This window comes from Maribacter zhoushanensis, from assembly GCF_029350975.1.
Lineage (GTDB): Bacteria > Bacteroidota > Bacteroidia > Flavobacteriales > Flavobacteriaceae > Maribacter > Maribacter zhoushanensis.
Window position 1 is genome coordinate 117,424 of record NZ_JARKMR010000006.1, and the last position, 25,000, is coordinate 142,423.

Annotated in this window: 11 protein-coding genes and 1 pseudogene; 10 read left to right on the top strand and 2 right to left on the bottom strand. The window is 35.3% G+C overall.

Translation table 11 applies throughout. The features are described from left to right. Window positions 1-128 precede the first annotated feature (128 nt). The 3 genes from rpoB (at window position 129) to PXD56_RS16415 (ending at window position 8,671) form a co-directional block, all read left to right on the top strand. Window positions 129-3,938, top strand: coding sequence for a DNA-directed RNA polymerase subunit beta (gene rpoB / locus PXD56_RS16405; RefSeq protein WP_276494419.1), 3,810 nt, complete (start codon window positions 129-131; stop codon window positions 3,936-3,938). Window positions 3,939-4,001: 63 nt separating this feature from the next. Next, window positions 4,002-8,300 carry a DNA-directed RNA polymerase subunit beta' gene (rpoC, locus tag PXD56_RS16410; RefSeq protein ID WP_276494420.1) on the top strand — a complete coding sequence of 1,433 codons (4,299 nt, stop codon included), beginning with the start codon at window positions 4,002-4,004 and terminating at the stop codon, window positions 8,298-8,300. Window positions 8,301-8,356: 56 nt separating this feature from the next. After that, on the top strand, window positions 8,357-8,671 hold the full coding sequence (locus PXD56_RS16415; RefSeq protein ID WP_073247363.1) for a DUF3467 domain-containing protein: 315 nt from the start codon (window positions 8,357-8,359) through the stop codon (window positions 8,669-8,671). A gap of 32 nt (window positions 8,672-8,703) precedes the next feature. On the opposite strand, the gene PXD56_RS16420 is transcribed toward PXD56_RS16415, so the two are convergent. Further along, on the bottom strand, window positions 8,704-10,293 hold the full coding sequence (locus PXD56_RS16420; RefSeq protein ID WP_276494421.1) for a peptide chain release factor 3: 1,590 nt from the start codon (window positions 10,291-10,293) through the stop codon (window positions 8,704-8,706). Between the two features lie 387 nt (window positions 10,294-10,680). Here PXD56_RS16420 and PXD56_RS16425 point away from each other — a divergent pair, with 387 nt between their 5' ends. The 5 genes from PXD56_RS16425 (at window position 10,681) to PXD56_RS16445 (ending at window position 22,691) form a co-directional block, all read left to right on the top strand. Then, a complete protein-coding gene (locus tag PXD56_RS16425) occupies window positions 10,681-14,376 on the top strand; it encodes an Ig-like domain-containing protein (RefSeq protein ID WP_276494422.1) in 3,696 nt (1,231 codons plus the stop codon). A 13-nt stretch (window positions 14,377-14,389) separates the two neighbouring features. Beyond that, complete coding sequence (locus tag PXD56_RS16430) at window positions 14,390-15,343, top strand: PorP/SprF family type IX secretion system membrane protein (protein WP_276494423.1); 954 nt, start codon at window positions 14,390-14,392, stop codon at window positions 15,341-15,343. Window positions 15,344-15,358: 15 nt separating this feature from the next. Continuing rightward, on the top strand, window positions 15,359-17,299 hold the full coding sequence (locus PXD56_RS16435; RefSeq protein WP_276494424.1) for an OmpA family protein: 1,941 nt from the start codon (window positions 15,359-15,361) through the stop codon (window positions 17,297-17,299). A gap of 282 nt (window positions 17,300-17,581) precedes the next feature. Further along, a complete protein-coding gene (locus tag PXD56_RS16440; RefSeq protein ID WP_276494425.1) occupies window positions 17,582-22,063 on the top strand; it encodes a Calx-beta domain-containing protein in 4,482 nt (1,493 codons plus the stop codon). 205 nt (window positions 22,064-22,268) lie between these two features. After that, window positions 22,269-22,691, top strand: a complete 423-nt coding sequence (locus PXD56_RS16445) for an FG-GAP repeat domain-containing protein (RefSeq protein ID WP_276494426.1) — start codon at window positions 22,269-22,271, stop codon at window positions 22,689-22,691. Here PXD56_RS16445 and PXD56_RS16450 read toward each other — a convergent pair. Next, window positions 22,688-22,834 carry a hypothetical protein gene (locus PXD56_RS16450; protein WP_276494427.1) on the bottom strand — a complete coding sequence of 49 codons (147 nt, stop codon included), beginning with the start codon at window positions 22,832-22,834 and terminating at the stop codon, window positions 22,688-22,690. The genes PXD56_RS16445 and PXD56_RS16450 overlap by 4 nt on opposite strands. 19 nt (window positions 22,835-22,853) lie before the next feature. On the opposite strand from PXD56_RS16450, the gene PXD56_RS16455 reads away from it, so the two are divergent. Both PXD56_RS16455 and PXD56_RS16460 read left to right on the top strand, forming a co-directional pair. Further along, window positions 22,854-23,804, top strand: coding sequence for an FG-GAP repeat domain-containing protein (locus PXD56_RS16455; protein WP_276494428.1), 951 nt, complete (start codon window positions 22,854-22,856; stop codon window positions 23,802-23,804). A gap of 387 nt (window positions 23,805-24,191) precedes the next feature. Further along, window positions 24,192-25,000: pseudogene (locus PXD56_RS16460) on the top strand (hypothetical protein); the annotation flags it as partial.

Sequence of the window (25,000 nt, forward strand, 5' to 3'; positions counted from 1 at the left end):
AACAACCATATTACTTTTGGTTTAGGTCTTTGCGCTTTTTGCGTTTAGACCTAAGCCATTTTATAGAATTAGGTATATTAAGAAGTATACTACTCATTTAGTACTCACGATCAAAACACTGTCCGTAGATGTTCACAAATAATACTGAAAGAATAAGCTTCGCTTCCGCAAGAAACACACCGGATTACCCGGATTTCTTAGATATTCAGATTAAATCTTTCCAAGACTTTTTTCAACTAGAGACTAAATCAGATGAAAGAGGTAACGAAGGTCTTTATAACACCTTCATGGAAAACTTTCCAATTACTGATACAAGAAATCAGTTTGTATTGGAATTTTTAGATTATTTCATAGATCCACCAAGATATTCTATTCAAGAATGTATCGAGCGTGGTCTTACTTACAGCGTTCCTTTAAAAGCACGTCTTAAATTATATTGTACGGATCCGGAACATGAGGATTTCGAAACAATTGTACAAGATGTTTATTTAGGTACGATTCCTTATATGACTCCAAGTGGTACTTTTGTTATCAATGGCGCAGAAAGGGTTGTTGTTTCTCAGTTGCACCGTTCTCCTGGTGTATTCTTTGGACAGTCTTTCCATGCAAATGGAACAAAATTATATTCTGCTAGGGTAATTCCTTTTAAAGGTTCTTGGATAGAATTTGCTACCGATATTAATGGCGTTATGTATGCTTATATCGATAGAAAGAAAAAATTACCGGTTACTACATTGTTTAGAGCTATTGGTTTTGAACGTGATAAAGATATTTTAGAGATTTTTGACCTATCGGAAGAAGTTAAAGTTTCTAATGCCGGACTTAAAAAAGTACTTGGTCGTAAATTAGCGGCAAGAGTTTTGAACACTTGGCACGAGGATTTTGTAGATGAGGATACTGGTGAGGTAGTATCGATTGAACGTAATGAAATCGTTCTTGATAGAGATACTATTCTTGAAAAAGAACATATAGCCGAAATTATAGATGCGGATGTAAAAACTATTCTTTTGCATAAAGAGAATAATGCGCAGTCTGATTATGCTATTATTCATAATACATTACAGAAAGATCCAACGAACTCTGAAAAAGAAGCAGTTGAGCATATCTATCGTCAATTACGTAATGCTGAGCCGCCAGATGAGGAAACAGCACGTGGTATCATAGATAAATTATTCTTCTCTGATCAACGTTACAACTTAGGTGAAGTTGGTCGTTACAGAATGAACAAAAAATTACAGTTGGATATTGGAATGGACAAGCAAGTCTTGACTAAAGAAGATATCATAACTATTATTAAATATTTAATTGAGTTAATTAACTCAAAAGCTGAGATTGATGATATTGATCACTTGTCTAACCGTCGTGTTAGAACGGTAGGTGAGCAATTGTCTTCTCAATTCGGTGTTGGTCTTGCACGTATGGCGAGAACAATCCGTGAGCGTATGAATGTTCGTGATAATGAGGTATTTACACCTATAGATTTGATTAACGCTAAGACATTATCTTCAGTTATTAATTCTTTCTTTGGTACAAACCAGTTATCTCAGTTTATGGATCAAACGAATCCATTAGCAGAGATTACGCACAAAAGAAGACTATCTGCACTAGGGCCAGGTGGTTTATCTAGAGAACGTGCAGGTTTCGAAGTACGTGATGTTCACTATACACACTACGGTCGTTTATGTCCTATTGAAACTCCTGAAGGTCCAAACATTGGTTTGATATCTTCATTATCTGTATTTGCGAAAGTAAATCCGATGGGCTTCTTAGAGACACCATATAGAAAAGTTACAGATTCTGTAGTTGACTACAAGAATTTCGCATATTTAAGTGCTGAAGAGGAAGAGGGAATGAAAATTGCGCAAGCAAACATTCCTATGAAGGAAGATGGTACAATTGATGCTGAAAAGGTTATTGCAAGAGAGGAAGGTGATTTCCCTGTTGTTGACCCATCAGAAATTCAATATACTGATGTTGCACCTAATCAAATTGCATCTATATCTGCATCTTTAATTCCTTTCTTGGAACATGATGATGCAAACAGGGCTTTGATGGGATCAAACATGATGCGTCAAGCAGTTCCTTTATTAAAACCACAATCTCCGATTGTTGGTACAGGTTTAGAGCGTCAAGTAGCTTCAGATTCAAGAGTATTGATTAATGCTGAAGGTGATGGGGTTATTGAGTATGTAGATGCTCAAAAAGTTACTATTAAGTATGATAGAACTGATGAGGAAAGATTGATCAGTTTCGAAGACGATAGTAAGACTTATTTCTTGGTGAAGTTTAGAAAGACGAACCAGGGTACAAACATTAACCTAAAACCAATTGTACAAGTTGGCGATAGAGTTAAAAAAGGTCAAGTTCTTTGTGAAGGTTATGCAACTGAAAAAGGTGAATTAGCATTAGGTAGAAACTTAACAGTGGCATTTATGCCATGGAAAGGATACAACTTTGAGGATGCAATTGTAATTTCAGAGAAAGTTGTTCGTGATGATATTTTCACTTCTATACATGTTGATGAGTATTCTTTAGATGTTAGAGATACTAAATTAGGAGCAGAGGAGCTTACGCATGATATACCTAACGTTTCTGAAGAGGCTACAAAAGACCTTGATGAAAACGGTATGATCAGAATAGGTGCCGAAGTTAAACCTGGTGATATTCTAATTGGTAAGATTACTCCAAAAGGAGAATCTGATCCAACTCCTGAAGAAAAATTGTTACGTGCTATTTTTGGTGACAAAGCTGGTGATGTAAAAGATGCTTCATTAAAAGCTTCGCCTTCTTTAAGAGGTGTTGTTATCGATAAGAAATTGTTTTCTAGATCTGTAAAGGATAAGAGAAAACGTTCTGAAGATAAAGAAGAGCTTTCTAAATTAGAATTGGAATATGAAGTTAAATTCCAAGAATTGAAAGATGTTCTAGTTGAGAAATTATTTACTATTGTTAATGGTAAAACTTCTCAAGGTGTTCTTAATGATTTAGGAGAAGAAGTATTACCTAAGGGTAAGAAGTATACAATGAAAATGTTAAACTCTGTTGATGATTTCGCTCACTTGGTTGGTGGAAGCTGGACAACGGATAGAGATACTAATTCATTAGTAGCTGATTTACTTCATAACTATAAAATTAAACTTAACGATTTACAAGGTAACTTAAGAAGAGATAAGTTTACAATATCTGTTGGTGATGAGTTGCCAGCTGGTATTATGAAGTTGGCTAAAGTCTATATTGCTAAAAAGCGTAAGCTTAAAGTTGGTGATAAGATGGCAGGTAGACACGGTAACAAAGGTATTGTATCTAGAATTGTACGTCATGAAGATATGCCGTTCTTGGAAGATGGAACTCCTGTAGATATCGTTCTTAATCCATTGGGTGTACCTTCTCGTATGAACATTGGACAGATTTATGAAACTGTATTAGGTTGGGCTGGTCTTAAACTTGGTAGAAAGTACGCTACACCAATTTTTGATGGTGCTACTTTAGATCAGATTAATGCTTACACTGACGAAGCAGGTATTCCAAGATTTGGACATACATACTTATATGATGGTGGAACTGGACAACGTTTTGATCAACCTGCAACAGTAGGTGTGATTTATATGTTGAAACTTGGACACATGGTAGATGATAAGATGCATGCTCGTTCAATAGGACCATACTCTTTAATTACACAACAACCATTGGGTGGTAAAGCTCAATTTGGTGGTCAGCGTTTTGGAGAGATGGAAGTTTGGGCACTAGAGGCATATGGTGCATCTGCAACTTTACGTGAGATTTTAACGGTTAAATCTGATGATGTTATCGGAAGAGCTAAAACCTACGAATCTATTGTTAAAGGAGAAACAATGCCAGAGCCTGGTTTACCAGAATCTTTCAACGTTTTAATGCACGAACTTAAGGGATTAGGTTTGGATATTAGACTTGAGGAATAGTTCAATATTTTATATTGAAGAACTATTAAGTAAAACAAATTAAAACATTATCAGCACGCTATTATGGCTAGAATAAAAGATAATAACCCAGTAAAAAGGTTCGATAAAATTTCAATAGGATTAGCTTCGCCAGAATCTATTTTGGCAGAGTCTAGAGGTGAAGTTTTAAAGCCTGAAACAATTAACTATAGAACTCACAAACCAGAACGTGATGGTTTATTCTGTGAGCGTATTTTTGGTCCTGTAAAGGATTATGAGTGTGCTTGTGGTAAATATAAGCGTATTCGTTACCGTGGGATCGTATGTGACCGTTGTGGTGTAGAGGTTACAGAGAAAAAAGTTCGTAGAGACCGTGTAGGTCATATTAACTTGGTTGTGCCAGTTGCTCATATCTGGTATTTCCGTTCTCTACCAAATAAAATAGGATACTTATTAGGTTTGCCTTCCAAGAAATTGGATATGATTATTTACTACGAACGTTACGTAGTAATTCAGCCAGGTATAGCTAAAGGTCCTGAAGGTGAAGAGATCCAAAAAATGGATTTCTTGACTGAAGAAGAGTATTTAAATATTATTGATACTATTCCTCAAGAAAATCAATATTTAGAAGATTCTGACCCAAATAAGTTTATTGCTAAAATGGGAGCAGAGTGTTTAATTGATTTATTAGGTAGAATCAATCTTAAAGAGCTTTCTTTTGAGCTAAGACATAAAGCTAATACAGAAACTTCTAAGCAACGTAAAACTGAAGCTTTAAAGCGTTTACAAGTTGTAGAAGCTTTAAGAGAATCTCAAGAGAATAGAGAAAACGAGCCAGAATGGATGATTATGAAGGTAATTCCGGTTATACCACCAGAATTACGTCCATTAGTTCCGTTAGATGGTGGTCGTTTTGCAACTTCAGATTTAAATGATCTTTATAGAAGGGTTATTATACGTAACAACCGTCTTAAAAGATTAGTTGAGATAAAAGCTCCAGAAGTTATTCTTAGAAATGAGAAGCGTATGCTTCAGGAGGCGGTAGATTCTTTGTTTGATAACACAAGAAAGGCTTCTGCTGTAAAGACTGAATCTAACAGACCATTGAAATCACTTTCAGATTCATTGAAAGGTAAGCAAGGTCGTTTCCGTCAAAACTTACTTGGTAAGCGTGTTGATTACTCTGCACGTTCGGTAATTGTTGTAGGCCCAGAACTGAACTTATACGAGTGTGGTCTTCCAAAAGATATGGCTGCTGAGTTGTACAAGCCTTTCGTAATCAGAAAACTGATTGAAAGAGGTATTGTAAAAACAGTAAAGTCTGCTAAGAAAATAATAGACAAAAAAGAGCCCGTAGTTTGGGATATTTTAGAGAATGTATTGAAAGGTCACCCAGTTTTATTGAACAGGGCTCCTACATTACACCGTTTAGGTATTCAAGCATTCCAACCAAAATTAATAGAAGGTAAAGCAATACGTCTTCACCCATTGGCATGTACTGCATTTAATGCGGATTTTGATGGGGATCAAATGGCGGTTCACTTACCATTAGGACCAGAAGCTATTTTAGAAGCGCAATTATTGATGCTTGCTTCTCAAAATATATTAAACCCTGCTAATGGTTCACCTATTACGGTACCATCACAGGATATGGTCTTGGGTCTTTATTATATGACCAAAGAGCGTAAATCAACACCAGAAGTTCCAATTATTGGTGAAGGATTAACTTTTTACTCAGCAGAAGAAGTAGAGATTGCTTTCAATGAAGGTATGGTAAATCTTAATGCAGGTATAAAAGTTAGAGCTAAAGATTTCAATGAAGAAGGTGAGCTAGTTTATAAAATCATTCCTACAACCGTTGGTCGTGTATTATTTAATAATCACGTTCCAGAAGAGGCAGGTTTTATTAACCAAGTATTGAATAAGAAAGCCTTAAGAAATATCATCGGTGATATTTTAGCCGTAACAAGTGTACCTGTTACAGCTGCATTCTTAGATAAGATTAAGACTATGGGTTATGAATTCGCTTTCAAAGGTGGATTGTCCTTTAGTTTAGGGGATATTATTATTCCTGCTGAGAAGATGGACATGATTGGTGAAGCCAATGTTCAGGTAGATGGTATTATGTCCAATTATAATATGGGTCTTATAACCAACAACGAAAGATATAATCAGGTTATTGATGTTTGGACATCTACTAACGCTCAATTAACTGAGTTGGCTATGAAACGTATCCGTGAGGATCAGCAAGGTTTCAACTCGGTATATATGATGCTTGATTCTGGTGCAAGGGGTTCTAAAGAACAGATTCGTCAGTTAACAGGTATGCGTGGTTTAATGGCTAAGCCTAAAAAATCTACTGCCGGTGGTGGGGAGATTATTGAAAACCCGATTCTTTCTAACTTTAAGGAAGGTCTTTCTATTCTTGAGTACTTTATTTCTACTCACGGTGCTCGTAAGGGTCTTGCAGATACCGCTTTGAAAACGGCAGATGCAGGTTACTTAACAAGAAGGCTAGTTGATGTTTCTCAAGATGTAATTATTAATACAGAAGATTGTGGAACACTTAGAGGTGTAGAAGTTCAGGCGCTTAAGAAGAATGAAGAAATCGTTGAAAGCTTAGGTGAAAGAATTTTAGGTCGTGTATCATTACATGATGTATATAACCCAATGACTGAGGAGTTAGTTCTTCAAGCTGGTCAGCAAATTATGGAAGCTGATGTGAAGAGAGTTGAAGCTTCTCCGATTGAAAAAATCGAAGTTCGTTCAGCGCTTACATGTGAGGCTGAAAAGGGAATATGTGCTAAATGTTATGGTAGAAACCTTTCTACCAATAAAATGGTACAAAGAGGTGAAGCCGTTGGTGTTGTTGCTGCTCAGTCAATTGGTGAGCCAGGAACACAGCTTACACTTAGAACATTCCACGTAGGTGGTATTGCAGGTAACATTTCTGAAGATAATAAATTAGAAGTAAGATTCTCAGGTATTGCTGAAATTGAAGACCTTAGAACTGTAACAGGTGAAGGTTCTGATGGTAATCCTGCAGAAATTGTGATTTCTAGAACAAGTGAAATCAAAGTTGTAGATGCTAAAACGGGTATTACTTTAAGTACAAGTAATATACCTTATGGTTCTCAATTATTTGTTAAGAACGGAGCTAAGGTTACTAAAGGCGATGTGATTTGTTCTTGGGATCCATATAACGGTGTAATTGTTTCTGAATTCCCAGGTAAGATTGCTTACGAAAACATTGAGCAAGGTGTAACTTATCAAGTAGAAATTGATGAACAGACCGGTTTCCAAGAGAAAGTGATTTCAGAATCTAGAAACAAGAAGTTGATTCCAACATTATTGATTCAAGATGCAAAAGGTGAAACTTTACGTTCTTATAACCTACCGGTAGGTTCTCACATTATGGTTGATGATGGAGATAAGATTAAAGAAGGTAAAACTTTGGTTAAGATTCCGCGTAAGTCTGCTAAGGCAGGTGATATTACTGGTGGTCTTCCAAGAGTTACTGAATTATTTGAAGCAAGAAATCCATCTAATCCAGCAGTAGTTTCTGAAATTGATGGTGTAGTTTCTTTTGGTAAGATTAAGAGAGGTAACAGAGAAATTATCATTGAATCTAAATTAGGTGAGGTGAAGAAATATCTTGTAAAACTTTCTAATCAAATCTTAGTTCAAGAAAATGATTATGTTAGAGCGGGTATGCCATTATCAGATGGTTCTATTACTCCAGAAGATATCTTGGCAATTAAAGGTCCATCAGCTGTACAACAGTACTTAGTAAATGAAGTGCAGGAAGTTTATAGATTACAAGGTGTGAAGATTAATGATAAGCACTTTGAAGTCGTTGTTAGACAAATGATGCGTAAAGTAAGAATTCAAGATCCAGGTGATACTATTTTCCTAGAGAATCAATTGATTCATAAAGATGATTTTATTAGAGAGAATGATGAAATCTTTGGTAAGAAAGTAGTAATGGAAGCGGGTGATTCTGACAACCTTAAACCAGGTCAAATTGTTACTCCTAGAGAGTTAAGAGATGAAAATTCTTTATTGAGACGTGGAGATAAGGCATTGGTTGAAGCTAGAGATGCTGTTTCGGCAACTGCAACACCAATACTACAAGGTATTACTAGAGCATCGTTACAAACGAAATCATTTATTTCTGCTGCATCGTTCCAAGAAACAACTAAAGTATTAAATGAGGCTGCTGTAAGTGGTAAGATTGATACATTAGAAGGTCTTAAGGAGAATGTTATTGTTGGTCATAAGATTCCGGCTGGTACGGGTATGAGAGACTATGATAGCATAATCGTTGGCTCTAAGGAAGAATATGATGAAATAATGGCCAGAAAAGAGGCATTAAGATTCTAAATTAATAGTAACCCTCAAATTTTATTTGGGGGTTATTTTTTTAATAAAATTATAGTATGAGTGACAATAAAAATCCGAATCAAAAACAAATAAATATTGAATTGGATGAGAAGATGGCAGAGGGAATTTATTCTAATCTAGCTATTATTAATCATTCAGTTTCTGAATTTGTAGTTGATTTTATTAGTATGATGCCAGGAGCACCAAAGGCAAAGGTTAAAAGTAGAATTATACTTACCCCGCAACATGCTAAAAAGTTTCTAAAAGCATTAAACGATAATGTGCAAAGGTTTGAGAAAGCCAATGGAACTATAAAAGATTATGAACAACCATCAATACCAATGAATTTTGGTCCTACCGGTGAAGCATAAAAAAAAGCCCAACTTATAAGTTGGGCTTTTTTTTATTCAAATTCAGAGGTGAAATGAAACTTTACTGATGGATATTTTTGTTGAGTCATTTGTAAGGAGAATTGAGAATCCGCTAGAAATACTAATTGACCCTTTTTATCTTTTGCTAAGAATTTCTGTTTCACACGTTCAAATTCTTTGAACTCATCTGTCTTTCTGTTTTCTGTGCCTACCCAACATGCTTTATGAACATTAAAGTTCTCATAACTACATTTGGCTCCATATTCATGCTCAAGTCTGTATTGAATAACTTCAAATTGTAAAGCGCCAACAGTTCCAATAATTTTTCTACCATTCAATTCTAGCGTAAATAACTGGGCCACACCTTCGTCCATTAATTGGTCTATACCTTTATTAAGCTGCTTAGACTTCATTGGGTCTGCATTATTAATATATCTGAAATGTTCAGGAGAAAAGCTCGGAATACCTTTGTAATGAAGATTTTCACCTTCAGTTAGAGTGTCTCCGATTTTGAAATTTCCTGTATCATGCAAGCCTACGATGTCTCCAGGATAAGAGAAATCTACTATCTCTTTCTTTTCTGCAAAAAATGCATTTGGACTAGAAAATTTTAACTTTTTGCCATTTCTAACATGTAGGTATGGTTTATTTCTTTCAAAAGTACCCGATACTATTTTTATAAATGCTAGTCTATCCCTGTGTTTAGGGTCCATGTTGGCATGAATTTTAAATACAAATCCGGTCATTGCCTTTTCTTCAGCTTCTACCAGCCGCTCTTCCGCATTTTTAGCACGTGGAGTAGGGGCGATTTGAACGAAGCAATCTAACAGCTCTCTAACTCCAAAATTATTTAGTGCAGAACCAAAGAAAACTGGTTGCTGATCACCTTTTAAATAAAGCTCTTTGTCGAAATTTGGGTAAACACCCCAAACTAAATCTAAATTATCTCTTAAGTCGGTGGCTGCTTTACTGCCTATAATATTGTCTAATTCCGGATTTGTTACATCATCAAATGCAATAGTTTCCTCGATATTTTTTTTGCTATCACCGCTAAATAAATTGATATTCTTTTCGAAAATGTTGTAAATACCTTTAAAATCATACCCCATTCCAATAGGAAAACTCAAAGGAGTAACTGAAAGTCCTAGTTTCTGTTCTAATTCGTCTAATAGGTCAAAAGCATCTTGCCCTTCTCTATCTAATTTATTTATGAATACCAACATGGGTATCTTTCGCATACGACATACTTCGACCAACTTTACGGTTTGCTCTTCAACACCTTTAGCAACATCTATTACAACTATAACACTATCGACAGCGGTTAAAGTTCTAAAAGTATCTTCGGCAAAATCTTTGTGACCAGGTGTGTCAAGAATGTTGATCTTTTTATCCTTATAATTAAAGGCAAGCACAGATGTGGCTACAGAAATACCTCTTTGTCTTTCAATTTCCATGAAATCACTTGTGGCTGTTTTTTTAATTTTATTGTTTTTAACAGCTCCAGCTTCTTGAATTGCACCTCCAAATAGTAATAATTTTTCAGTTAAGGTAGTTTTACCCGCATCTGGGTGAGAAATTATACCGAAAGTTCGTCTGCGTGCTATTTCTTGCTTAAAGGTCATATTCAAAATTTGTGCAAAAGTAATATAAATCTAATACTTAGTATCTAGTTCAATATGCTATAAATTTTATCTGTTAAATTTTGTAATAATTTAAAAATGAGTGTTTTAAAATTTATTTACCGTAAATGACATTATTAGAATTAAAATCGGATAGTCTTTTATTCCTTTTGTAACGTATTTAATATTGAAAGGTTAAATATTCTTAATGAATTAACCTTCGTTTTTTGCAGATTACCCCTTTATTTCCTTGGTTAATCGAAAAAGAATTTGACTTAATTTAATTATAACATATCTTAGCAGCGTTAATTAAGATAGCCCCAATTTCTTATAACGAACTAAAATAAAACACTGCCAAATGCCATGGTGATTAGTAAAACACTAACACTTATGGGTAAAATTACTTTTTTTAAAATAAACGGTTTATGTACCGGTAGATTTTCTTATTTATTTACATTTTCAATTCTAATCTTTTTTGGAGCATTAGGTTCTGCTAACGAAACAAAGGATTTCAACAATGTATTAGATTACGTAATGCAATCTGTTGAGGATGTTGATAAGGATAATGATGGAATTTTAGATTCTGTAGAAGATCAAAATGAAGATGGAGATGGAAATTATCTTACAAATCCTTCTGATAGAGATGGCGATGGTATTCCAAATTATTTAGATATAGATTCGGATGGAGATGGAATACTTGATAATTACGAAGGTCAGCGTACTTCTGATTTTGTGCCTTCTTCAGGTATAGATGATAATAATAACGGTCTTGATGATGTCTATGAAGGAGCTTATGGATTTGGGATAATTCCAATTAATTCAGATAAAGCTGCGATAGTTGATTTTTTAGATTTTGATTCTGATATAGATGGTATAAGGGATAATGTAGAATCTCAACCATATTTGGAATATGTTGCTCCTTCGGGACTTGATCTTAATCAAAACGGACTTGATGATGTTTATGAAGGAAGTTTTGGTTTTGGGATAATTCCAATCAATTCAGATTCAGATTCATATCCTGATTATAGAGATTTTGATTCTGATAATGATGGAATTAAAGATAAGGTTGAGGCTCAGACTTCCGAAGGTTATATACCTCCGGTAGGTGATAATGATAACAATGGTATAGATGATTCTTATGAAAGCGGTTTGAGTCCTATTGATACTGATGGAGACGGTATACCAGATTTTCATGATATTGATTCTGATAATGATGGAATTTTAGATAATTATGAAGCCCAATCTACATCCGGATATATTGCACCTGATGGTATTGATAGCACTCGTGATGGTCTGGATGAAGTATATGGTCAAGGTGGTATAGAGCCACAATACAGTGCTGATGGTGATACTAAGCCAGATTATAGGGATATAGATTCTGATAATGATGGTATTCCAGATAACATTGAAGGTCAGTTAACTGATGGTTATATTTCTCCCTCAGGATTGGATAGTGATAAAGATGGTCTTGATGATGCATATGAAGGTTCCGGTAATGAAGGGATTGACATGGTCAATACGGATACAGACGAAGAGCCAGATTACAGAGATCTTGATAGTGACAATGATTTGGTTTTCGATAATAACGAAGGCAACGATTTCAACTTTGACGGAATCCCTGACCAGACCTTTACCGGTGTAGATACGGATGGTGATGGACTTGACGACGGTTACGAAGGATCCGATGTGAACGATGGTTTCGACGTTAACGATGAGATAAACGATCCGGCGAACGACTTGCCTGATACCGATGGTACTGAGGATGTAAATTACCGTGACCTTGATGACGATGGCGATGGTATTGATACATCGGACGAGGACGCCAACAATGATGGCGACCCTACCAATGACGATAGCGATAATGATGGTATTCCTGATTATTTAGATCCTGATAATAATACCGGTACTGATGACGGATTGGATACCGATGGGGATGGTGTACCTGATTCAGTAGATTTAGATGATGATAACGATGGTATTTTAGATGTAGTCGAGGAAAGCTGTTCAACGGGAGTTAGGATAAGTTTTGAAAATGACAACGAAGGTTGGATAGGAGACAATCTTAATACTGGTTCTGATTTAGGTCCATTTATGGTTCATTCAACAGAATTATTTACCAATGAGGGTTGTACTATGGACATTGTGCCAGAGTTCTTCAACGGCAATTTTATAATGATGAGCGATCCTGTAGGAGGGGATATGTTTGTAGAAAGTCCAGATAACCTGAACTTACAAATTTCCGATCCTTTAGGGAAAAAATTGTCTTTTTATTGGATTGATGGTACTCCTGATGGAATTGGACCTCAACAGGCTGTTGCGGGTTCAATGCAAATAATCTTACAAGGTTCGGGCATTTTGGTTGAAAGTACTTTTAATGTAGAAGGACTATCCAATTCCGGTCAATGGGAGTTGATTGAAATAGAATTGACTGATAATTTATGGAGTGGAAGTGAAAGTGATTTGGTCCAGGTCTTGCAAGATTTGGATAAGATTGAACTACAGATAGAGTCAATTAACGGTAGGGAGTTCTCTGCGGGTTGGAGTTGTGAAAACGGTGAGTATTATGCTTTGGCCGATTTTAGAATTGGATGTGAGGAAAATGATACGGATGGTGACGGAATACCTAATCGTCTTGATATCGATAGTGACGATGATGGCATTCCGGATAACGTAGAGGCCCAAACGACCGATGGTTACATTGCCCCTAACGAGGACGATGCTGCAACTTATGCATCTAATAATGGCGTCAACAGTGCATATCCTGACGGACTTACACCTGTGAATACGGATGGTGCCGATAATGAGGATTATATTGATTTGGACAGTGACAATGATTTGGTTTTCGATAATAACGAAGGCAACGATTTCAACTTTGACGGAATCCCTGACCAGACCTTTACCGGTGTAGATACGGATGGTGATGGACTTGACGACGGTTACGAAGGATCCGATGTGAACGATGGTTTCGACGTTAACGATGAGATAAACGATCCGGCGAACGACTTGCCTGATACGGATGGAACGGAGGATGTAAATTACCGTGACCTTGATGACGATGGCGATGGTATTGATACACCGGACGAGGACGCTAACAATGATGGCGACCCTACCAATGACGATAGCGATAATGATGGTATTCCTGATTATTTAGATCCTGATACGATACCTATGGAAGATTTAGATGTAATTGATGATTTCGTATCTACTCCATTAGACACTCCAATAGAAATAGCTATTCTTGATAATGATTTTGGAATACCTGCAGATGGAACGTTAACTGTAACCGATCCATCAAATGGTACTATTGAAATTAACGATGGAGGAACTCCTGATGATATTTCTGACGATAGTATTATTTATACTCCAAATGATGGATTCGAAGGAACTGAAACAATAGAGTATACCGTTTGTGATGCAGAAGGAAATTGCGATACTGCTACTGTAACTATAACCGTAGGAGAGCCTGTTGCACTTGATGTGGTAAATGATTTCGTAACCACTCCATTAGACACTCCGATAGAGATAGATATCTTAGATAATGATTTTGGAATACCTACAGATGGAACGTTAACTGTAACTGAACCATCAAATGGGACTATTGAAATTAACGATGGAGGAACACCTGATGATATTTCTGACGATACTATCTTTTATACGCCAAATGATGGATTCGAAGGAACGGAAACAATAGAGTATACCGTTTGTGATGCAGAAGGGAATTGCGATACGGCGACCGTAGAAATATTAGTTGTAGATAATGATTCTACAGAAGCTGATGATAGTCCTATCGAGGTCAATCAAATGGTTACTCCAAATGGTGATGGTAAAAATGAATTTTTATTTATAAGAGGAGTAGATAAGATTCGTAGCAGTACTTTGAAGATTTTTAACAGATGGGGTGTTGCGGTTTACGAGGGTGAAAATTATAATAATCAAAATAACGTATTTGACGGAAGATCAAGAGGAAGGTCTACATTAAGTACAGATGATTATCTTCCTGCCGGAATTTATTTCTATATATTTGATTATACTACCTTTGAAGGAGAAAGTAAAGTTGATAGTGAATATCTGTATATTAGTAGATAATAGTTTATAACATATGAATTTTAAAAATAAGTTTTTATTTCTGTTCGGAGGTTTACTAGTAATTTGTAGTAGTGCTATTGCCCAACAAGACGCACAGTATACACAGTACATGTATAATACTATGAGTATTAATCCTGCATATGCTGGCTCTAGGGGTCAATTAAGTATCACGGGTTTGTATAGATCTCAGTGGGTTGGTTTAGAAGGTGCCCCAAAAACACAAACTTTAAATATTCAATCACCTATTAGAAATAGTAAACTTGGTTATGGAGTTTCTATTGTTAATGATGAGATTGGTAATGGAGTTGTTCAAGAGACGTATTTTGATATCGTATTATCATATACTATTGATGTGTCTGCAGAAGGTAAACTTTCCTTTGGTTTAAAAGGTGGTGGTAATTTATTGAATTTAGACTTCAATCAGCTTCGAAATTTTGATGATGAAGTTGTAAGCTCTGATAATATAGAAAATAGATTTTCTCCTAATGTAGGAGTAGGTATATATTATCACTCTAATAAGTTTTACGCTGGGCTATCGGCCCCTAATTTATTTGAAACTGAGCATTTTGATAATTCTCAGAGAGATGCCAACAGTACCCAGTTTTTATCTAAAGACAGAATTAATTTTTATTTAATTACAGGTTACGTTTTTGATTTAAACGGAAATTTAAAATTTAAGCCCGCTTTATTGACTAAAGTTGTTGGAGGGGCTCCACTACAGGTTGATTTTTCTGCGAATTTTATGTTTAATGAAAAATTTACTTTTGGTGCAGCTTATAGATGGGATGCTGCGGTAAGCGCATTGGCAGGATTCCAAATCTCAGACCAATTTATGATAGGTTTAGCATACGATAGGGAAACAACAGATTTGGGAGGAACTCAATTTAACGATGGTTCTTTTGAGGTTCTTTTAAGATATGATTTGGTAAAATCTTATCAAAAATTGGTTTCACCACGCTTCTTCTAAAAGATATACATATTTATGAAACATAGATTTAAGTTTGTAATATTATTAGTACTAATCTTTCAAGGAGTAGTGCAGGCTCAAGAGCGCTTAATCGAAAAGGGTAATGAAGAGTTTGAATCTTATTCTTTTAGTCCGGCTATAGATATCTATAAAAGGGTTTTAGATAAAGGCTATGTGTCGGCTGATTTATTAAAGAAATTAGCCAATTCTTACTATTATAATGCAGATTATAAAGAAGCCGCTGAAACATACAAACATCTTGTTACTGATTATTCTGATGATGTCAGTGTTGAAGATTATTTTAAATATGCACAGTCACTAAAATCTTTAGGTGATTACGATTCCTCTACTCAGGTAATGAACAAGTTCATTCAACTTACAAAAAGTGATGGACGTGCTAGTGCATTTAATGAAGATCGTGATTTTATGGCAGAAATAGAGGAGAATTCAGGTAGGTATAATTTAGGACCTTTTGAATATAATTCTCCTTATTCAGATTTTGCACCTTCCTTTTATAAAGAAGGATTAATTTTTTCTTCTGATAGGGATACAGGTAATTTTGCAAGATACCGTCACACATGGAATGCAAAAGACTTTTTAGATTTATATGAAGTAAATGCAGATAGTTCATCGATTGATCATGTAAAAAAATTAGATGAAAATATAAATACACGCTATCACGAATCTACATCCGTAGTTACAAAAGATGGTCAGACAATGTATTTTACACGAAATAACTCTGTAAAGAGAAAAACGGTAAAGGATGATAAAGGTATTGTTAGGTTAAAGATTTTAAGAGCAGTATTAACCGATGAAGGTGTATGGGGAGAAGTAGAAGAACTACCATTTAATAGTGATTCTTACTCGGTGGCCAATCCTGCATTAAGTCCTGATGAGAAAATTTTATATTTTGCTTCTGATATGCCGGGCACATTGGGAGGTTCAGATTTATTTATGGTTACTATCAATGAAGACCGTTCTTTTGGTACACCTGAGAATTTAGGTTCTAATATTAATACAGAGGCAAGGGAAACCTTCCCATTTGTAACAACAGAAGAGATTCTTTATTTTTCATCAGACGGTCATCCTGGTCTTGGTGGTTTAGATGTGTTTGCAACCAATATAAAGAGGAAAGATTTTAGTGGAAAAGTTTTAAATGTTGGCAAACCTGTGAATAGTAACACAGATGACTTTACATTTATTTTTGATGAGGAATTAAGAACTGGTTATGTTGCAAGTAATCGAGAGGAAGGTATGGGTTATGATGATATTTATAGCTTTACAGAAACACGACCTTTAGTTTTTGATTGTTTACAGAAGGTGAATGGTACTGTTAGGGATAAAATTTCTAATGAAGTTTTAATAGGCGCTACAATAAAAGTTATAGATGATAATAACGAAGAATTGTTATCTACGACTACTGATTCTGACGGTAACTACACTCTTGAATTGGATTGTAACAAAGGAAACTTTGTAAGGGCTTTAATGGAAGGTTATGTGCCGTTTGAAGAGTATATTGGTGTTTCAGATGGAAAGCCGAAGATTATAGACTTTTATCTTGAAAGAGAAAATATAACTGCAGGTTTTGGAGATGATTTATCTAAACTACTTCAACTAAGTACTATCTATTTTGATTTTGATAAATACAATATTAGAAAAGATTCTGAGGTTGAAATTGAAAAGGTAATTGCTGCAATGGAAAAATATCCTAGTTTAAAATTAAAGGTTAATGCTCATACAGATAGTAGAGGTACTGAAGCTTATAATTTATGGTTGTCAGATAAAAGAGCTGAATCAACAGTTAACTATATGATTAAAGAGGGTATTTCAAAAGATAGATTAACTAGCGAAGGATTTGGTGAATCTGAATTGTTGAACGATTGTTCTGATGGTGTAAAATGTTCTGCCGCTCAACATGATATTAACAGAAGATCAGAGTTCATTATAGTAGAATAATATAATTTTAATTTTAGAAAAAAAGAGCGACCTTATTTTAAGGTCGCTCTTTTTTTATTTCCTTAATATTTTCTATACGTTCATTATAAAATGTAAAACAGTAAGGCTCTGTTTTTAAATTGTTAATCGACGAAAAACACTGAATTTTAAATGCTATTTAATTCTGTAGACAGCACCATTTTATCCTTTTATGCGGTAATTACCATACTTCACAACATAAGTTAGACTTAGCATAATTGCAGTGTTATTTTTACAAAGAATATTGATGGCAGAATTAAATGCATGTCAGTTTTCTTAACATTGGTTATGAGTCTAAAGCGTATTTTCTATTTGTTTTTTCTATTAAGTGCTACAAGTTTCTATGCACAAGAGACTTATTTAGACACTTTTACTAGTACTTTTTACGGTAGTAATGAAGGAACTCAAAATTTTAGTTCAGACTGGTTTGAAAGTGGTGACGACGGTAATGCTTGGGGAGGAAGAATACAAATCACTGGAGGTAGGTTGCGTTTCAGAAATCTTGATAACAGATATATTTATCGATTTGTTCCTTTAGCGGGAGCTTCATCCGCAACTTTGACATTGGATTACGATGCAAATTCTGCAGGAGGTGAGGCAATAGATGTGTACATATATAATGCAGATAATAACCAGTGGAATTTTGTAGAGAGAATAGATGGTGGTACTGGAACATTGACATATAATTTGACTAATGCACAAATAGATTCAAATCCTGCAGTTATTTTTTATCGAGGAGATACAAATTGGCAAACGAATGATACTGTTTATATTGATAATGTTCAATTTACAGCAACATTTGGGTCTGAAGTGCTGGTAGATGATGTAACTGTAAACGAAAATGCCGGTACAGCTACATTTACGGTAAGACATGGAGGTAGTGCGGCAAGCGGACCTTACAGTGTTAATTATACAACCTCGAATATATCAGCAATTGCAGGTCAGGATTATACGGCATCAAGTGGAACATTAAATTTTGATGGTACTATTTGGGATACCGAAACTATTACTGTATTTATTACTGACGATACTATTTTTGAAGGTGATGAAACTTTTAGTTTTTCTTTTACATCTACTTCCGATCCAAACATAGATATATCAGATACTGCTATTGGTACAATTTTAGCGAGTGACGCTCTTATTATAACAGATGGTGGGTCAGCAACAACCTGCGATGATATATTTTTAGATTCAGGCGGGGTAAATGGGTATTCTGATAATGAAGATATAGTGTATACCATTTGTCCAGATACAGCAGACAATTATACCCAAGTAAGTTTTGATCAGTTTGATGTAATACCCGGAGATATATTGTATGTCTATGATGGTAATAATACGGGGGCTACATTAATAGGTCAATATGATAATGACAATATTCCTTCCCAAATATTTGCAACAAATACCAATGGTTGTTTAACTTTTAGATTTACATCAAATAACAATACTACAGGTAATGGTTGGCAAGCAACCGTTAGTTGCTCTCCGCCAGGACCAAAAATTGTGGTTGAAGATGTTTACATAGATGAAGATGCAGGTAGCGCAATTTTTACGGTAACTCACGTTCGTGATCGTCACGGTTATAGTTGGTTGTTCGGTTTTGTAGAAACGCCATTTACAGTGGAGTATATGGTAAATGACGGTACGGCAAATAATGTAAGTGATTATATTTCTGTAAATGGGACATTAACATTTACTGGAGAAGTGGGTAATGTACAGACATTTTCAGTTCCTATTGTAGATGATGGTGTGCCAGAATTGGTAGAATATTTTACAGTAGGGTTTTCAGATGCTACCGCTCAATATGCCACAGTTGATTATAGCGACGTTGCGAACGGATATATAAATTCTCAAATCTTAGCTAATGACCCTTTAACTTTATTTCAGGAGTTTGATGGCTATTATGATTATTCAACAACTGGTGGTTCGTTAAGAACTAATGATAATAATACAGATGCTTGTTCAGTAACAACGTCATCTTCCAATACATTAATAGCTCCAATTCCAAATACTGGAACCATTAAAAAAGCGTATTTGTATTGGGCACATTCTAGTACTGTTGTAGATGGTACTGTGACTTTTGAAGGACAAACCGTAAACGCTAATTATCAATATCAGACAACGTTGACCAATAGAAATTTTTATGGTTATGTAAGTGATGTTACGGACATTGTTGAAGGTGTGGCTAACCCATCTACCAATGTTTTTGATTTTTCAGGATTATCCGTTGATAATTCGAATACATACTGTTCATCGGCAACTGTTTTGGGTGGTTGGACACTATTCGTGTTTTATGAAGATCCTAATCTACCTGCAGTAAATATTAATCTTTATCAAGGTTTTGATGGTTTAAGTAATGACGGTAATTCATTTACCCTAGATGGCTTTTATGCCATTGCTGGTGCTGGTGCCAAAGCATCATTTTTATCTTGGGAAGGAGATTCTACCTTAGATGGTAATAGTTCTGGTACCACAAACCCAAATGGGGAGAGTTTGTCAATTACAAATCAGGCAAATCAACCACCTTTTGTGCTTTCAGGAGATGGTGGGCAAACAGGTAATAACGCATATAATTCTACTATATATGATAATACTACCACCCCAGATTATAATGATAATACAGCTTATGGTGTAGATTTAGATACGTATGATATTTCTACTTATATCTCTCCGGGAGATTCACAAGTAACCGCAAATGTTAATGTAGGTCAAGATTTTTTAATATCTGCCGCAGTAGTTTTAAAAGTACCATCTAATTTAATTGCAGGTACTGTTTTTGAAGATGTAAATTATGGTGGTGGTCAAGGAAGAAATATGACAGATGCCAATGGTGTGGGTATTTCAAGTGCCATTGTAGAGTTATATGGAAGTGACGGTACGTTTGTTAGAAGAACAAATTCAAAAGTAAGTGGTGACTATAGTTTTGGGGGTATGGCAGACGGAGATTACTATGTAAAATTAGTAAACTCGACAGTAAGGTCTAATAGGGATAATGGAATTAACTGTACCACCTGTGTACCTGTTCAAACATACAGAACTTATGGTGATGTAACAAATACTATTGAAGTACTGACTGAAATTGGTGGTGCCGATCCTAAAGCTTTTAGCGATTCAGCATTAGGTGTTTTTGAAGATTCTCAAAGTTTGTCGTTGGTAAGTATAGCCAGTAGTGGAGTTGCCAATATAGATTTTGGTTTTAATTTTAATACCATTGTAAATACAAACGAATTTGGTCAGGGTTCTCTTGAGCAATTTATTTTGAACAGTAATACATTAGGAGAAACAGGTCTTGACATAGAGGCAAATTCAATATTTGATCCAGGGGCAGAAGAAGATGTGTCTATTTTTATGATTCCCCCAACCGGCGATAGCTATGGTAGAACCGCAGATGTGAATTATAATGTAGCTGGTTATTTTGATATAACTATAGATGACTCAAATGAACTTTCTGTAATTACGGGAACTAATACGGTCATAGATGGTAGAACTCAAACGGCATATTCCGGTGATACAAATTCAGGCACTATAGGTGCTAGTGGAGCTTCTGTAGGTATTTCAAACACTAGTTTGCCTAATTACGAGAGCCCTGAAATTCAAGTTCATAGAGAAAAAGGTGATGTATTTACTTCAGAAGGTAATAATGTAACGATTAGAAACTTAAGTATTTTTTCCGATAAAAATTCTGGAATATTGGCAGAAGAAGGTTCTTTGAATATTGTTCAAAATTTTATTGGTGTAGACGCATCAGGAAATAATGCAGGCGATATAAACGTTGGTGTTGAGAACAAAGATGCTACAATCAATGTAGATGGCAATTACTTTTCAACCATTACTGAGTCTGCCATACTAATAGATGGTGGTAGCTCTAGTATTATTCAAAATAATCATTTTGAAAATAATGGAAGTTCGGCATGTGATGATTCAATTTTACTTGCAAACGGTACCGGAGTGATAATTACACAGAATTTAATAGAATCTTCGGCATCAGCTGCAATTGATGGTGAGGATAAAGTGGATAGTATAGTTATAACGGAAAATTCCTTAACAACTTCAGGTCAAGATGGGGGTAATTGTAAAGGAAATCCGCAGCAAATGGCAATACAGTTGGCAGGTAATGGTTCATCTATATCTAATAATATAATTTATCAAAACGGTGGAGCAGGAATAGCGATAATAGATGGAGATTCAAATTTGATAAGCCAAAATTCTATTTACGCCAATGGTACAGTAACACCAAGTTTAGGTATTGATTTAGATATGGACGGTGTTACATTAAATGATACTTCAGATTCAGATTCAGGACCTAATAATTTGGAAAACTTTCCTGTTATTAATTCGGCATTTATATCAGGTACCAACTTGGTTGTTACCGGTTGGGCATCACCTGGTACAAGTGTAGAAGTATTCTTTACAGATGTAAATGAAGGTACGGCGACCTTGGGTGATAATCAGTTAGGTTTAACACAAGACTATGGTGAAGGTCAAACATATATAGGTACAGCAATAGAAGGTAGTAGCGATGATCAAGATGGAACAACTTCTTCTTATGCGGATATTGATGGTAACGCAGATAACACCAATAAATACAAGTTTGTTTTTCCTTTACCTTCAGGAACCGTTGTAGGAGATTTAATAACTACTACAGGTACTAGAAGTAACTCTACTTCAGAATTCTCACCAGAAATTATTATTAAAGCGTATACGGTAATTACCAACAGAAATATTACGTATCGTATCAAAGGTAATTAAAATTACGAAAGTAAATTCTTACAAATAATCTTTGTTAGCTCTGTGTTTTATTAGGGTTTACAGCTCAGGAAACAGTTTATAGAGTGTTGACCTTGTTCTGAATACCATTGGCAACATTAATTTTTAGACCTCACTTTATTGGCTGATTTTTATAATATCAAATTATGCTAAATATTTCCCCCATATTGGCAGTGTAAAAACTATAATGAGGGAATATCTCTTAACAAGGATAAAATCTAGATATGTAGGTTTAGTTGTTTTAACCTTATTATCTACTAAGGCAATCTTAGCACAAACGACTTTTACAAAAAGTGCAGCTTCATTTGGTCTTGATTTTGGTCAACCCAAAGATGGTGGACATGCTTGGTCAGATTTTGATAACGATGGTGATTTAGATGTTCTCGTACTAGAGAATAACAATAGCCAAAATATAAAAAGCTTTTTAATGCGTAACAATGGTAACAATACGTTTACCAATGTACAAGCTACCTTAGTTCCCGGCATGTTGGGTGATTGGGCAGAGAGACAAGCGGTATGGGAAGATATTAATAATGAAGGAAAACTGGACTTTATTATCAACTCATCTGGTAATAATAATGCCAGAAAAGCAATTCAAATATTTATTTAGAATACTAATGGCACATTTGGGGATGGTACAGGTGGTTCAGCTCCAATAACCATTGGTAGATCGGGAGCAACTATTGTTTTACCGGGAGTAAATTCAGAAGGAGTTGGTTTCTTTGATTTTGAGGGAGATGGTGATTTAGACATTTTCTTTGATAATCATGATATGGGAATTGAATTGTTAAGAAACAACTTTATTGATCATACCGATCATACGGTCGCCAATCCGGCACCGAATCTATTGTTTACCCATATCACAACAGGTATTGGTAACAATGTAACGGAATATGGTTTAAATCAATTTGCAACAGATGGTGATTATGGTACCGCTGCCGATGTAAATGATGATGGTTGGGTCGATATTTTTATGCGTAAGCGTGATGAAAATGATTTTGTTTTAAATCAAGGAGGGTCATTTTCTAATGGTGCGGAATTAGGGCAGGCAGCAAATAATAACAAAGGTGGTAACGGACTTTGGGATTTGGATAATGATGGCGATTTAGATGCTGTTTGGATAGAAAACGGTCAATCTCAAATTCTTAGAAATGATGGAGACGAAAATCCTAATCACTTAGATGATGATAGTGATGGCGATGGCTGTAACGATGCTGATGAAGCCTATGCTGATTCAACTGCTGATTTAGATAGTAATGGAATGTATGGTTCTGCTTCCCCAGCAGTTAATGCAAATGGTTCTGTAATTGCGGCAACTTATGATAAATCAGCAGATGGTGATGGTAATGGCGACGATGATTTTTTACAAGTTACAGCAACTCTAGTTGTTACTGATCAACCACAAAATCAAACTGTATCTAAAGGAGAAGATGCAATTTTTATTTCAACCGTAAATAATGCAGATACCTTTCAATGGCAAGTGAGTATAGACGGTGTAAATTATACTAATTTGGAAAATAACTCAGAGTATTCAGGTACGGAAACTTCAACTCTGACAGTTTTGAATGTATCAAAACTAAAAGAAGGATATTCATATAGATTACTTGCTTCTAATTCCAGTAATATGTGCGCGGAAATAGTTTCAAATGCAGCTTTACTTTTTGTAAAAGTTAGAACCGTAATTACAAATAGGCGAATTACATATCGTGTAAAGGCAAATTAAAAACAACTATTTGTATACATAAAATTTTTAAATAAGTAAGTTAAGTATTATTAAAATGTAGGATTATACTTATAAAAACATATTAAAATTACAACTGATCATAAATGCTTATTATCTCTAAAATTTTACATACTTTGAATTTTAATAGTGAAAAAACCTACTCAAATAACCGAATATCTTCGACAAACAACCGTCCTTTTTTATAAAAAATTAACATACCCAAACCTCATCTTTATGCTTGTATATGGTGTTAATAATGAGTTACACAACATTTATTTTAGGGTGCACTACTTATAATGAATATTTGTGCATTGTGAATACCATAGATCCATCTTGTCGGATTTGATGACGAGTAAATTTTTGGAAAACACAATTTGAAAAACCTATATGACCAACGAATTTTTGAAGGTGGAATTGAATATTAAGAGTATGAAAAGTCAAACAAATACAACACTAAGTAAATCCATTAAAGGACTAATGGTATTTATTACTTTATTGTTGTCCGGCATCTCAATGGCGCAAACAACGGTTACATTAGAAGATCAATGTAATTGCGAAGTACTACAGGGAACAGATGTTTCTGCGCCAGGGGCAGTAACTCCTGCAGGAGCAGATTTAGGAGATTTGTATGTTAATACAGATACAGGAACTATTTACTATTGGAATGGAACCACTTGGGAGTTAACGACTACTGATGATCAGCAATTGCAAAACTTCACTTTTGATACATCTACAAATATTTTGTCATTAGAGATTGAAGATGGAAATGTAGTTACTGCAAATTTATCGAGTTTGAATCTGGTAGAAACACTAACTACTATTATTGCCAATACTGACGGAACGTTCACATATACTGATGAAGACGGCGTTGATACCATCATCGATGTTACCGATCTTGAGACCTTGACGACCATCGCTTTGAATGCGGATGATACGAATATCGATTATACGGACGAAGACGGTGTAGTTACCCAATTAGATCTATCGGCGATCGTTGCGAACTTGGAAGCATTGACTACAGTGGTAGCCAACACGGACGGAACGTTCACATATACCGATGAAGACGGCGTTGATACCATCATCGATGTTACCGATCTGGAGACCTTGACGACCATCGCATTAAATGCGGATGATACGAATATCGATTATACGGACGAAGACGGTGTAGTTACGCAATTAGATCTATCGGCGATCGT

Coding starts and splice junctions, on each gene's coding strand:
- rpoC (WP_276494420.1), top strand. CDS start 4,002: ATGGCTAGAATAAAAGATAATAACCCAGTAAAAAGGTTCGATAAAATT.
- PXD56_RS16430 (WP_276494423.1), top strand. CDS start 14,390: ATGAATTTTAAAAATAAGTTTTTATTTCTGTTCGGAGGTTTACTAGTA.
- PXD56_RS16455 (WP_276494428.1), top strand. CDS start 22,854: ATGGGAATTGAATTGTTAAGAAACAACTTTATTGATCATACCGATCAT.
- PXD56_RS16440 (WP_276494425.1), top strand. CDS start 17,582: ATGTCAGTTTTCTTAACATTGGTTATGAGTCTAAAGCGTATTTTCTAT.
- PXD56_RS16435 (WP_276494424.1), top strand. CDS start 15,359: ATGAAACATAGATTTAAGTTTGTAATATTATTAGTACTAATCTTTCAA.
- rpoB (WP_276494419.1), top strand. CDS start 129: ATGTTCACAAATAATACTGAAAGAATAAGCTTCGCTTCCGCAAGAAAC.
- PXD56_RS16445 (WP_276494426.1), top strand. CDS start 22,269: ATGAGGGAATATCTCTTAACAAGGATAAAATCTAGATATGTAGGTTTA.
- PXD56_RS16450 (WP_276494427.1), bottom strand. CDS start 22,834: ATGTCTAAATCACCATCTCCCTCAAAATCAAAGAAACCAACTCCTTCT.
- PXD56_RS16425 (WP_276494422.1), top strand. CDS start 10,681: ATGGGTAAAATTACTTTTTTTAAAATAAACGGTTTATGTACCGGTAGA.
- PXD56_RS16420 (WP_276494421.1), bottom strand. CDS start 10,293: ATGACCTTTAAGCAAGAAATAGCACGCAGACGAACTTTCGGTATAATT.
- PXD56_RS16415 (WP_073247363.1), top strand. CDS start 8,357: ATGAGTGACAATAAAAATCCGAATCAAAAACAAATAAATATTGAATTG.